This is a genomic window from Shewanella atlantica, assembly GCF_003966265.1.
In the GTDB taxonomy this organism is placed as follows: domain Bacteria; phylum Pseudomonadota; class Gammaproteobacteria; order Enterobacterales; family Shewanellaceae; genus Shewanella; species Shewanella atlantica.
The window spans coordinates 21,847-35,384 of sequence record NZ_RXNV01000016.1 but is presented as its reverse complement, the minus strand read 5'-3'; the positions used below and the strand labels follow the sequence as shown (position 1 = coordinate 35,384).

The 13,538-nt window shown below is 41.9% G+C and carries 8 protein-coding genes; 6 read left to right on the top strand and 2 right to left on the bottom strand.

Features of this window, described 5'->3' with window-relative positions; genetic code table 11:
- Positions 1-125: 125 nt before the first annotated feature.
- The gene (locus EKG39_RS20310; protein WP_126507832.1) at positions 126-3,284 is read left to right on the top strand and encodes a DUF3427 domain-containing protein; all 3,159 of its coding nucleotides are present in this window, start codon (positions 126-128) and stop codon (positions 3,282-3,284) included.
- A 400-nt stretch (positions 3,285-3,684) separates the two neighbouring features.
- Here the strand turns inward: EKG39_RS20310 and EKG39_RS20305 are convergent, their stop codons facing one another.
- Together EKG39_RS20305 and EKG39_RS23790 are read right to left on the bottom strand one after the other, a co-directional pair.
- On the bottom strand, positions 3,685-4,614 hold the full coding sequence (locus EKG39_RS20305; RefSeq protein ID WP_126507881.1) for a DUF1186 domain-containing protein: 930 nt from the start codon (positions 4,612-4,614) through the stop codon (positions 3,685-3,687).
- A 792-nt stretch (positions 4,615-5,406) separates the two neighbouring features.
- Complete coding sequence (locus EKG39_RS23790) at positions 5,407-5,541, bottom strand: hypothetical protein (RefSeq protein ID WP_281276279.1); 135 nt, start codon at positions 5,539-5,541, stop codon at positions 5,407-5,409.
- Between the two features lie 754 nt (positions 5,542-6,295).
- On the opposite strand from EKG39_RS23790, the gene EKG39_RS20300 reads away from it, so the two are divergent.
- The 5 genes from EKG39_RS20300 to mnmG all read left to right on the top strand — a co-directional run bounded on the left by EKG39_RS20300 (position 6,296) and on the right by mnmG (position 13,444).
- Positions 6,296-6,940 (top strand): LysE family translocator, encoded by a 645-nt coding sequence (locus tag EKG39_RS20300; RefSeq protein WP_126507831.1) that lies wholly within the window; start codon positions 6,296-6,298, stop codon positions 6,938-6,940.
- A gap of 658 nt (positions 6,941-7,598) precedes the next feature.
- Positions 7,599-9,002, top strand: a complete 1,404-nt coding sequence (locus EKG39_RS20295; RefSeq protein WP_126507830.1) for a methyl-accepting chemotaxis protein — start codon at positions 7,599-7,601, stop codon at positions 9,000-9,002.
- A 212-nt stretch (positions 9,003-9,214) separates the two neighbouring features.
- A complete protein-coding gene (gene ubiG / locus EKG39_RS20290) occupies positions 9,215-10,009 on the top strand; it encodes a bifunctional 2-polyprenyl-6-hydroxyphenol methylase/3-demethylubiquinol 3-O-methyltransferase UbiG (protein ID WP_126507829.1) in 795 nt (264 codons plus the stop codon).
- A gap of 637 nt (positions 10,010-10,646) precedes the next feature.
- Positions 10,647-11,087, top strand: coding sequence for an FMN-binding protein MioC (gene mioC / locus EKG39_RS20285; protein ID WP_126507828.1), 441 nt, complete (start codon positions 10,647-10,649; stop codon positions 11,085-11,087).
- Between the two features lie 458 nt (positions 11,088-11,545).
- Positions 11,546-13,444, top strand: a complete 1,899-nt coding sequence (gene mnmG / locus EKG39_RS20280) for a tRNA uridine-5-carboxymethylaminomethyl(34) synthesis enzyme MnmG (RefSeq protein WP_126507827.1) — start codon at positions 11,546-11,548, stop codon at positions 13,442-13,444.
- The last annotated feature ends 94 nt before the right edge of the window (positions 13,445-13,538 follow it).

Genomic DNA, 13,538 nt, shown 5'->3' with positions numbered 1-13,538 from the left:
CACCCAAGCGCTTTTCGATACTTAATTATAGTTTATTAAATAATGACAAGTTTGATACATGTAACTTGCAAAAAACAACCTACCTGGCATAGTTCCTATCAATCTAGGCATAATTGAGTTTTTTAATGCAAACAGGTATTTATGAGCAACTGATAACTAAAGTTATCAGTAATAAGCTGGATAAAGATAATTTCTATTTTTCAGACAGAAAGATAGATACAACTGAGCAAACGCTTTGGTTAACTCGTGCATTAGTTCATGTTTTTCATCTAGCAATATCTGAATCAAAATATACAAAAGACTCACCATTAGCCCAAATAGATCTTGCTAATGAGCTTATCTATTGGCTTCAGGAAAAAGTAGATAATTTAGACTTATCAGATTACACCGTAGCCCAACCAGCAAAAATACTTACAGCCATTTTTGATAAACAAGATCCTGTTGCAGCCAAATTTTCCGCACATATTGATAAAATAACCCCACTTACCGGCCTCACACAAAGCGAGTTATTCTGCGGTAGTAACCAAGGCATTTCATTGGAAAGTGAAATCAAGCGTGAAATATTATCTTCCAATAGAATCTGTTGGATTGTTTCATTTATTAAATGGACCGGCCTCAGGATTTTCATGGATGAACTTCGAACTTTTACGCGTAATAACAAACACAAGCTTCAAATTATTACGACATCGTATATGGGGGCAACAGATCTTAAAGCCGTTCAATGGTTAGCCAAATTACCTAACACCGAAGTTAAATTATGCTATAACCATAACCAAGAACGTCTTCATGCTAAATCCTATCTATTCATGCGAAACTCAGGGTTTCATACAGGCTATATAGGATCATCAAACCTCTCACGTTCAGCACTCACTAACGGATTAGAGTGGAACTTAAAGATAACCAGTCAAGAAATCCCACACATAATTGAGAAAACATTCAGTACATTTGAAACATACTGGCAGCAACCTGAATTTGAGATTTTTGATGGTTCAGAGAAAGCGAGTAGTAAACTAAAGCATTCACTTAGTGCTGGCCGAGGTGACAAAGCTCTTTCAAGTACCGTATTTTTCGATTTAGCCCCTCACCAACATCAAATTGAAATTTTGGAACGACTAGATGCAGAGCGGAATATTCATAATCGAAATAGGAACCTGATAGTAGCCGCGACAGGTACAGGGAAAACGCTGATATCAGCTTTCGATTTCAAACGTTTCTATCAAAACAACCCTACAGCTAAAATTCTATTTATTGCCCATAGAGAAGAGATATTAAAGCAAGCAATCGAAAGCTATAGAGCTGTACTAAAACAGCCTAATTTTGGCGAGTTATGGGTAGGACAACATAAACCTGATTCATACAATCAACTTTTTGCGTCAATTCAGAGCTTTAATAATCAAATAGACAATATAAACCTAAATTCAGATTATTATGATTTCATTGTTATTGATGAAGTTCATCATGTATCAGCTGATAGTTATCGAAAGTTCATCAACCATTTTTCCCCCACTATTTTACTCGGACTCACTGCTACACCCGAACGTCATGACGGTAAAAGTATATTGGATGATTTTGGTGGTGTGATCGCTGCAGAGCTTAGATTACCTGAAGCAATAAATCTAAGACATTTATGCCCTTTTCAATATTTTGGTATAGATGATAATACCGATCTACGGCAGGTTAAGTGGGAAAACGGCCGTTACAACCCAAGTGAACTGACTCAACTCTATACCCAAAATGATCAAAGGCTACAGAAAATACTTCAAAATATTGAAGAGCTTGTATCTAAGCCTTTAGAAATGCGCGCATTGGCTTTTTGTGTCAACCAAGATCATGCTCGATATATGGCTGAAAAGTTTTGTCTCAAAGGAATACCGAGCGCAGTACTTACCAGCAAAAATGCTTCTGAAAGGCATGCAGTAAGGCAAGAGCTGCAACTAGGAAATATTAATATTCTCTGTGTTGTCGATATATTCAATGAAGGCGTCGATATTCCAGAAATAGACACCCTGCTCTTCTTACGGCCAACAGAAAGCTTAACAATATTTTTGCAGCAGCTAGGTCGAGGCTTGCGCCATAACGATGGCAAAGAATGTGTCACAGTTTTGGATTTTGTCGGTAATGCTAGAGCAGAATATGATTTTTCACAGAAGTTCAGAGCCCTAATAGGAAAGACTCATACCGCCATAAGCAAAGAAATAGAGCACGGCTTTCCGCACCTTCCACTTGGCTGCCACATTGAACTGCAGAAAAAAACCAAAGAGATAATCTTAGAGAACATTAGGAAAGCAGCGCTAAATCAGCAAAGGTTAAAATCCTATATTCAAAATTATCAACATCATACAAATCAAAAACTGACGTTAAGTAATTTTTTAAAGTTTAATCCTAACATTCAGCTTAATGATATTTATAAGAAAAAACCTAAAGATGGTGGAGGGTGGACTCGTTTACTAAGCGATCTAAAATTAATAGAAAAAGTAAACGAAACCCCAATAGCCGAAAATTATCACAAAGCCATTAGCAACAGCTTAATGAGCTGTGATGCTAGAACTTACCTAATTTTTATTCGTTCACTAGCAATAAATAACTTTAAGTGGATAGATAATGACGATCCAATAGAGCAAAAAATGGCTTTGATGTGTCACTATGATTTTTGGAATTGTGCAGGAGATAAACTAGGTTATAAATCTTTATCTAAAAGCTTAGCAGCACTTTCTCATCCTGAATATCAAAATGAGTTAATACAAGTTATCAATTACTTACTTGATAATAATGATACGAAAATTCAAAAACTTAAAACTGACTTTCCTTGCCCAATTCAACTTAATGCTCGCTATACACGAGAACAAATAATCACTGGTTTAGGCGGGGCTAGCTTCGAAAAGCAAGCTATAAGCCGTGAAGGTTACTTCAACCTAAAAGAGCTCAATGTTGAACTACTCTTTGTCACGTTACAAAAGTCAGATCAGCATTTTTCTCCTACGACGCTTTACCATGATTATGCTATGAGCCCTACTCACTTCCATTGGCAAACTCAGAATTCAGCCAGACCAGATAAAGGCAAAGGACTGGCCTATATTCAGCATAAAGACATTGGCAAAAAACTCATGCTCTGGGTACGAGAGTCCAATAGAGACGAGAATGGAAATACTATGGGGTTTGTAAACTTAGGTTGGGTGAACTTGGCAGAAACTAGCGGCTCCCAACCTATGAATATAACTTGGGAGTTGCATGAACCTATGCCCAGTTATCTATGGAAAGATGCAGCAAAACTAGCAAATAGTTAATTAAAACAGCCGAAGCCCCCCGCTTTGAACACCAAGTGTAGATACGGCAGTGAGCTTCCAAAACATGGATGTTTTGGCAGAGCCCACAGGGCCTATTTTGTTCCATACAAAATTAGGCATTTGCTCCATCCCTGGAGGTCAGATGTGCTTGCGGCGACTCACAGAAGTATCTGCACATCCCGCGCCAGAGGTGATAAACACCAATGAAGCTATGGTTACTATTAATCTAACCAGCATCAAAAATTTATGCCGTAATTCAAACAACGATGCAACAGCTTCATCGTTCAAGCAAAAAGGCCATGGTTCCCCATAGCCAATCAAACATCCATGCCGTCAGACAAACCAAAAAGTTCCTTCAACCTTGTTAACCTACAAGGAGCCAAGTTTGTTTACTCACAGTCTAATTCAAACAGCACTTCTTGAATTTCTTGCCACTCCCGCAGGGGCATGGGTCATTACGGCCTGGTTGAATATCTGCAATAAAAGGCTGTTGATTATCGAGAGCCTCAAAGTACCTATCGTCTAGTTCCCTTGGCGTATTCATCAAATCATCGAAGACGGCCATTAGGTCCTCATCATTCATCTCAGCTTCCGCGTTGAAACCAGCCCACTGGCTAAGATAATCGATCACATCATAATCGCCGCTTATCAGCCCACTTTCCCACTCTGAGTAACCGATAGACTGATTATCCCAATCGATTATGCACTGGTTCTCAGCGGGGCCTTCATCTATCACTTTACTCTCTACGTAACCAACAAACTGGTTGTGGTATTGATTAAACTGATTAGAAATTAACAAATTAGTCAGTTCAAACAGCGCTATAGAGTGATTATTTTCGATGAGACTGTCGATAAAACCAGGAATACTTTGATTAAGTGTCTCTCTATCAATCTGGCCAGTATGTAATTGAGAAAACAGTGCACTCAAGGCAGCCATCTTAACCATTTCGCCCGCTTGATCTGAGTTAACCAAGAAACAAAGTTGCTCAGACTTCCCTTGGGCCAAAATATAGTAAGCAGTGGAAAGGTCTGAAGCGATAAAGTCACCAAGTAGGATTTCTAACGGACTATTACAGTCATCCTTGTTGGTTAGGTTTATCAGGGAGTCAAAACAACTACACTGCTTCCGGTCGACAATAAGACAGATGCCGAAGAAGAGAAGATTGGACTCAGAATCGGTCAATGCCTCTTTAACAATAAACTTCTGCATCAACTCTTCGATAAGAGGCAGTAATTCAGACCACTGCAATCTGGCTGCCAGCAAGGTTTCAACCGGAAGTTCTGTTAAGTCGCCACGACTCAGAGTGGTAATTATCTCATCTAATTTCATATAGCTTTCAAAGGTAGGAGGTGATTTTGCACCTAGAGTAACAAAGGAGGGATGTAATACCAGTTGCATTAAATAATTAACCAATTCAGAGCCCCTCAGGATTTTCAATTCAAGGCGCATTGATGAGGAAATGGTTACTCCCTTTTAAGTCAATGCAAAGCAGAAGTGGGAAGCCTGAGGGACTCACGTAGTGCGACTGATGTTTAAAGCAAAGGGCAAAGCCCTTTATGCTGCACAGGATTCTTTCGATATACGACTAAATGGATTTAGGAGGTAGAGCAACGCAGGAGCTTGTTGCCGAGAATAACTATTAGCTTCAATCATCCTATTTGCCTACAGAGCTTTGAATTCTCGCTGAATGGTCAGGTACTTAATGCAATTGGTATAAAGCCCTAGTGAAGTTGTGATGAAACAGACAACATCGTAGAGATATTGCTTTACCTACAGGTGTAGATGCGGCTGCGACCGTTGATGGCAGGGTGAGGTATAACAAAGTGATACTCTTCGAACGAGAGATAAGGCCTAAAATATTCCCTACATTTTTAGACATTTCCAATATCCATATAAGTCAGATGCCGAACTGGCTTTTAAACATGGAGGTTGTTTGAAATCGTCGAGCCTCCAGGGAGGACTCCTTTGAAATCAAGAACTGGCGAGTCGCAGAAGTATCTGCACATTAGTGAGCCGCAGGCTATAAATACAAAGAAGGGCATGGTTCCCCATAAACCAATCAAACACCAACAATGCCAAATGAAACCTTAAAAGTTCCTTCACCATTGTGAACAGACAACCTTAGCTCGATTGTTCAACTGCAGCTTCAAGCTGAACTATCTCTTGCGCTTCCTGCTCTTCTATATAGGCAGTAATATCCTGATAAGTTAACCACGAAGCATAGGCGATAATGCCGTAAACCATAAAACGAAACATAACAAACTCTCACTACTTTTAATCTGATAGACAAAATATATCTCACATTAGTAATGAATAATACTGTCAATATGGTGTCGATTTTATTGGTTTTTTTACCATTTTGACTGTCTTAATAGACAGTCAAAAAAGCAACCCGACGTCATTTTTTTGAACGTTTTTCATACTATTTGTTAAAGATTTTTATTAACCTTATCCCGACGTAATTGCTCATAATGTTTACGATGAACAGTTAATTTTAGCTTGGTTCCCCTACTCGATGTATTGGCTCTCATCGGCAGTCTAATCCATTCGAACTGAGTTTAAATATCCAACAGTGACAATTAATTACAACCACAAGTGAGTTACAGCGACAGATGGTATTAATCACCACGGGTCCTGCCGTTCAGCATATTGATGGCACACTCAATCCAAGAGGATTAGCGAAAATACAGGACTCATAGAGGCTTAGTGGCTATAGCGCGGAAGCAGCCTGAGTCAGGTTTTGATAAAACAAAAAGTTATTACATGCTTAAAAAATAATCTAAGAGCGTCGATGAAAAAAAGGCCAAAATGGGAAAGTGTCAATAAAACGATCACTATTTACGTCTGCACCTCCCTTCTAAACTGGACAAAACAGGGCAGCTGGTAGGCTAAAAGTAGATATAGTTGTAAACAGAGCCTGACACCTACTGCAGGATTTAAAACCGGCATCACTTTTAAATTCTGTTTATCACTGTAGAATCCCCGCCCTTCTATCTAAACCTGTGCATTAATGATGATCGATCTCGCTATACTTCCCCTCTACTTAACCACTGTCGTAGCCCTCTTACTGATCCCCGGGCCGGATATGTTACTTATTGCCAGTTCCAGTTTAAGTTATGGACGTAAGGTCGGCGTTTTCGCCAGTTTAGGAAATGCGACATCCGGGTTAGTCTTAACCCTGTTGGCGGCGATGGGAGTCTCGGCATTGATAGCCATGAACCCAATGGCACTGCAACTGCTGCGCTTGTTAGGCGGAGCCTATCTGTTAAAAATGGGTTGGGATTGCATGCGAGCCGGACCGGTCGATGCACCTGAGGTAGCGCAAGATAATAATCTGGCTAAGACCCTCTACCGACGCGCCGTATTCAGCAATCTGCTCAATCCAAAGGCCCTGCTCTTCTTCGTACTTTTCTTACCTCAGTTTGTCTCTTCACAGTTAACGGCAAGCTCAGGTGAACAGATGCTGGCATTGGGTTTACTGCTCAATGTGATGGGATTACTGTTTAACCTACTGCTGGTGGGCATGGTTGGAAGCCTTGGTAAACCCCTATTGAAGAATGAGAAATTCAGGGCTAATCAGAATAAGTTTATGGGGGTTATATTCTTTGCTTTGGCTATCTGGTTACTGGCCTCTCAAGTTCAAACCATGAGCTAAATACTGAAGAAACAGCGTTCCAGCTTTTAGAGATGGTGATCAGGGAAGAGAACTTCCTGCTGTCATCATCTCTTTAAATAGTCATCCCCCCTTAGATAAAACTCCCGCAGCCCCCAACCCTTTCATATTTTCCTGTCTGAAACGCTTAAGTTCCACGTGAAACGATTTTTTTTATTCCCGAACATGCCCTCAATATTTGGGAAATTAGGTCGATAAAGAACACACGCCAGGGGGCGCTTAATCAAGCTCATCACCAGGTCTAAGTTTGATCTAAATAGATAAAAAAATATGGCCTGTAAATACATTCAAAACATCTTAATAAGCTGTATTTAAATAAGTTATTTGTTAATGTTTTGTTTAGTTCTGGCTGAGTTATCACTTAAGAAATGCAAGCCGCGCTACTGTATCTCATCATAAAGATGGTTAATTTGCGCTCAAGCTTTAGTCTGTGACCTTGTGTTCTGCTACGCAAAAAATGAAGAAAATCCGAATATTAGTTAACTTTGGTCTTAATACTCTTGTTTCGGTTTTCTTCAAAAACAGCATCTATTGAAGTAAGATGTTTTCAAGCTGTAACAAGGTACCCTTTACTGTTACAGCAATATAATTTGAGCCAGGATGGCCAGCCAACTATCACGCCAAATTTAGGATGATCATCATGAAAGAAGTCGCTTTCCGTTGGATAGACAAGTTTCTGGTAAATATAAAATTGCAGGAAAATTTTTTAATCCTGTTTTTCTCTTCACTGCTGGCAATACTCATAGTGAGTCTTACTGTGATCAATGCCGGACAAGCTCAACAAGAACAGCAGCTAAAGCAGGAAATCGCACTCATATCCAACCTTATATCCAAAACGGATTTAAGTCAGAGTGAAATCACCAGCCTAATAGCCAACAGCAACCTTCAAATTGGAAGCCGAGGGCTGTATTCCACAAACGTCCCTAACACTAACCTTACTATCAGTGGCAGAGAGCTCCCCGGATTATTCTCAGGCCTGGGCGCAGGACATATCAGCATTATTTTGTTTTGCATCGGCTTCATCATTATGAGCTCCTACTACATTAAGACATTTATGGGTGGAGCTCTCTTTAATATCTACGATGCCGTTCGACGCCTTGCTGATGGTGACCTCGCGTCCCGCATAGCCTATGCGCCGTCACGTAATGAATTCAACCTCATTGCTCAAACGATTGATAGAGTCTCTGAGCGTGAACATGTACTGGTTAAAACCACTCAGGAAGCCATCGCCCTTATTCAACAGATCAGTTCTGAGTTACGCCAGCGAAGTAATGAAAATGCCGAGCTTACCAGTCAACAGCAGGAGCGTATTGATTCACTGGCCAGCGCAACCGAACAGATGGCCTCCTCTATTCGTGAAGTGGCGAGTCATGCCCATGATTCTTCCACTCAAACCAGTGAAGCTACGCAGACCGCAACATTGGGATTGTCTCAGGTAGAGTCGACTCAGGGAGCAATTAAGAAGCTGACCTCAGAAATCAACGCGGCATCCGGTGCCGTTGCAGATTTGGACTCTAGTGCCTCGCAGATCGATGATGTGGTTTCTACCATTAACGCCATCTCTCAGCAGACAAACCTACTTGCACTTAACGCAGCTATCGAAGCAGCCCGAGCCGGAGAACAGGGCCGAGGCTTTGCCGTTGTCGCAGATGAAGTACGTACGCTGGCTGGTCGAACGCAAACAGCCACGGTAGAAATTCAGAAGATGATCGAGGCGCTGCAGAGTAACAGTCAGGGCCTGATAACTGTGATTGAACAGACTGTCGCGGAAGCCGAAACCAGTGAAACCCTCATGGAGTCGGTGAGTAAGAACATCAGCGAAATATCTGGTCAGAACCAATATATCGCCGATCGCAGCATTGAAATTGCCGCAGCAGCAGAAGAGCAAGGCGCCGTGGCAGACAATATCGCTTCAGATGTAGATCTGGTGCGAACCGGTTCTGAAAGCGTTGCCACTATGGTGACCCAGACGGCCAGCGAGATAGAATCCTTAAACAGGCAAGCCGATGTACTTGAAGGTCTGATGAAAGATCTTAAGGTCTAACTGCGATCAGAGCTGTCGATGTCACTTGTGACTCGGCAGCTTTTTTATATTTAAATAAAAAAATCAATACTATAACCTCAACACTCAGCGATAAAAGACAAGATATTCTCACCAAAGAACATACACAACTCCCCTTCCCATAACCGAGCTAAACCACAAACTCATGCTATTGCATATATAATGGAACAACCACTCACATCACAACAGCCTCTATGTTAGATAAAAGCCGTCTGAGTCCTGGACTGAACAATGAAAGAAAGTCAGCGCTGGATACTGAAAGAGAGATAGCTAAGTTCAACGCATTAGCCAATGAATGGCGCGATCCTAATGGGAAATTTAAGCATGTATTAGCCTTTAACCAGACAAGGTTGATCGCGATAGAGGATGCCATCGCCTTCCATTTCGAGAGGGATCTGAATCAAGATGTCCCTTTTACCGAACTATCAATATTAGATATCGGCTGTGGTGCAGGTCTGCTGTGCGAACCATTAGCCTGGCAAGGCGCCAGAGTGAGCGGTATAGATGCCAGTAGCCACAATATAGCCCTTGCACAGCAACATGCCAACTGCAACTCGGTGACAGTAGACTACCGTCACTGCTTGGCTGATTCGCTGTTAGATCAAGATGTAAAAGGTAATATTAATCAATATGATGTAATACTTAACACTGAGGTCATCGAACATGTAGGCGATCAGGAAGCATTGATTAATACCTGTTGCCAACTACTCAAACCTGGTGGATTGCTGATCATGGCGACACTAAACCGCACACTAAAATCCTACCTGATAGGCATAATCGGCGCCGAATACCTGATGCGTTACTTGCCTATAGGTACCCACGATTGGCGTTTTTTCGTTAAACCCGAAGAGATAGATGCCATGATCACTCCCCGCGGTCTACGTACTGTCAAAGCGGAAGGAATGAGCTTTAATCCTTTGACCAAAAGATGGAAAGTGACCAATAGCACTGACGTAAACTACCTTTTACATGCAACAAAAGACTGTTAATTCAACATACTAACAAAGAAACCAGCGTTATAATCACGGACACCAGACAAGTAATAATAAAACCAGCTATATAAGTATACCTTTTCAATTATGCGCTTTGATTCCATCCAGAACCTGATCAGCATTGCTCTCTCAGGCGGTTTACGCACTTATACCCAAACAACCTCGAAATGCAGGATTCAGCATGTCGGGAAGTGACAGAGTTTAAGGCATGAAATTGCAGTACTAGTCATTCTAATTCAATATTTCATAACGCAGAAACATGTTGCTTCTCGGCTTGCCCTTCGGGAGCTTCCGTAGAATCCCTGCACTGCGTTAGTGATATTGAAAAGGGAATAACCATTCTCTTCATCACTGCCTTGTTCAGTTATTCTACGGGAGCTCTGAAACGAGCATTTTGAAGTAGCTTGGGTATATATGGCCCCAACTTTTCCCTTCTCACCTCAGTCAGCAGACAGTGTCTCGGTCGCCATTTATATACCTTAAACAGCAATCTTCTTAGCAAAAATTGCCTTATACCTTATGATTAGCGCAAACATAACGCAGATCGTAACGATAAATTAGATAGATGAGTGCCGATCTAAGCGTTAAATTAACGACTAAATAGCTCAGTAGCAGGATGAGATCAGGAACATATATGGCAAAAATAGAACTTTTAGTGGGCACAACCTTAGGTGGTGCCGAATATGTAGCAGACGAATTGGCGGCTCAATTGACCAGTTTGGGGCATGAAAATCAGATACATTTGACCCCAAAACTCACCGATTTGGACCCTAAATCTTTATGGTTGATCGTATCATCAACACACGGAGCTGGCGATCTACCAGACAATATCATGCCCTTTTTCGATGAGATCGCAGTTCAAAAACCCGATCTTAGCCAGACCAAGTTTGCCATTTGTGCCGTCGGCGATTCAAGTTACGACACTTTTTGTCAGGGACCGGAAAAGCTGTCGAAAGCGCTCGAAGAGTGCGGTGCACAAGTCTATGTGGATAAGATCCAGATCGATGTTCAATACGATCATATACCAGAAGACCCAGCACTGGCTTGGCTAACACAATGGCAAGATCAACTTTAAGATCGCCAATAAAGAATAACCATAGGAACAATACACAGATTAGATCTACTTTATCCACACATTACGATCTCAAATGATAAATATGTGGATAAGGTATTATTTTGATCTGATCAAACCCTGTATTAATCAACACCCGATCCGCTCAATGATCCACCTTGTGGATAAGTAGGCGATCTATCCCCAAGCTTATTTAAGTTTGATCGTTAATAGATCACAGGATCTGATCGCTTTTAAGTGTTGATTATAAAAGGGAAAAAGGGTTACCCACAGAAAAACGCGATCCTAATAGTAAGAATAATAAAGGATCTATATAAAGATCTTAAGATCTATTAAGCGGATCCTCTTGCGATCGAAACACTGAAATTGATCATTCACCTAAGAAGAATCAAATGCTAAAATGCTCTGCTCGAATTCACAGTTTGTTCTTTACCAACTTAGTTTTAATTTAAGGTTTACTCATGCATTTTCATGAACGGTTTGATGTAATTGTTGTAGGTGGTGGTCATGCCGGAACTGAAGCCGCATTAGCCGCAGCAAGAATGGGATCTAAGACCCTATTGCTGACACATAACATCGATACCTTAGGACAGATGTCTTGCAACCCCGCCATTGGTGGCATAGGTAAGGGACATTTAGTCAAAGAGATTGACGCTCTTGGTGGTGCAATGGCTATTGCAACCGATTATGCGGGCATTCAATTCAGAACGCTTAATTCCAGCAAAGGCCCGGCAGTACGAGCAACACGTGCTCAAGCTGACAGAGCCATTTATCGAGCTAAGATCCAGGAAATACTCCAAAACCAACCGAATTTAAGACTATTCCAACAAGCTGTAGACGATCTTATTGTTGAAAATGGCAAGGTCACAGGCGTGGTAACTCAGATGGGACTGGCCTTCGAAGCGCCGGCTGTCGTGTTAACTGCAGGTACTTTCCTCAGTGGTAAGATCCATATCGGATTACAAAATTACAGCGGCGGTCGAGCAGGCGATCCACCATCGATCGCTTTGGCTGATCGATTGCGTGAATTACCGATCCGTATCGGACGTTTGAAAACAGGTACACCGCCTAGATTAGATGCAAATACCTTAGATTTTAGTAAGATGCAGGAACAGAAAGGTGACACTCCCCTTCCTGTAATGTCGTTTATCGGTGATGTAAGTCAGCACCCTGATCAGATCTCCTGTTTCGTCACACATACTAACGAACGAACCCATGAGATTATTCGTGGTGGACTAGATAGAAGCCCAATGTATTCAGGGGTTATCGAAGGTGTGGGGCCACGTTACTGCCCATCTATCGAAGATAAGATCAATCGTTTTGCAGACAAGAGTTCACATCAGATCTTCATTGAGCCGGAAGGTTTAAATACCAATGAGATCTACCCTAACGGTATCTCGACCAGCCTTCCATTTGATGTGCAGCTTGATCTGGTTCGTTCAATTCAAGGTTGTGAAAACGCCGAGATCATTCGTCCGGGCTATGCCATCGAGTACGATTATTTCGATCCAAGAGATCTGAAAAACTCATTAGAAACAAAGAGTATTCAGGGACTGTTCTTTGCCGGACAGATAAACGGCACTACCGGTTACGAAGAAGCCGGTGCCCAGGGACTATTGGCGGGAATGAACGCTTCGCTGCAGGTTCAGGGCAAAGAGAGTTGGTGTCCTCGTCGTGATGAAGCCTATCTTGGTGTGCTAGTCGATGATCTTTCGACTCTGGGAACCAAAGAACCTTACCGTATGTTCACCAGCCGCGCTGAATATCGTTTGTTACTGCGTGAAGACAATGCCGATCTTCGTTTAACCGAGAAGGGTCATGAGATCGGGTTAGTCGGTGAAGAGCGCTGGGCTAAGTTTAACGAGAAACGAGAGTCTATCGAACTGGAACTTCAACGTTTAAGAAGCCAGTGGGTTCATCCTAACTCGCCACTGCTGGATGTATTAAACCCTGAGTTGAATACCCCTATCTCTCGCGAAGCATCTTTCGAAGATCTACTTCGCCGTCCGGAAATGGATTATCCAAAGTTGATGAGTCTGGAAGGGTTCGGTCCGGGAATCGAAGATCAACGTGCTGCAGAGCAGGTACAGATACAAGTTAAATATTCGGGTTATATCCAGCGTCAACAAGATGAGATCGACAAAGCGATAAAACATGAGACGACAGGTTTGCCGTTAGAACTTGATTATCAGGAAGTTCCGGGCCTTTCGAATGAGGTTATTGCCAAGCTCAACGACCATAAGCCTGAAACTATTGGTCAGGCCTCGAGAATTTCTGGAATGACACCGGCAGCGATCTCTATTTTGCTGGTACATCTGAAGCGTCGCGGTCTATTACGTAAAAACCCTTCTAAAAGCTAATTTATTTGCCTGTAAGGGAAGCCAAAGCCCATTTATATTGGCTTTTAGCGCTTCCCTTAGTGTTTTCTGGGCTTCATAATGTCAACAGTTTCGA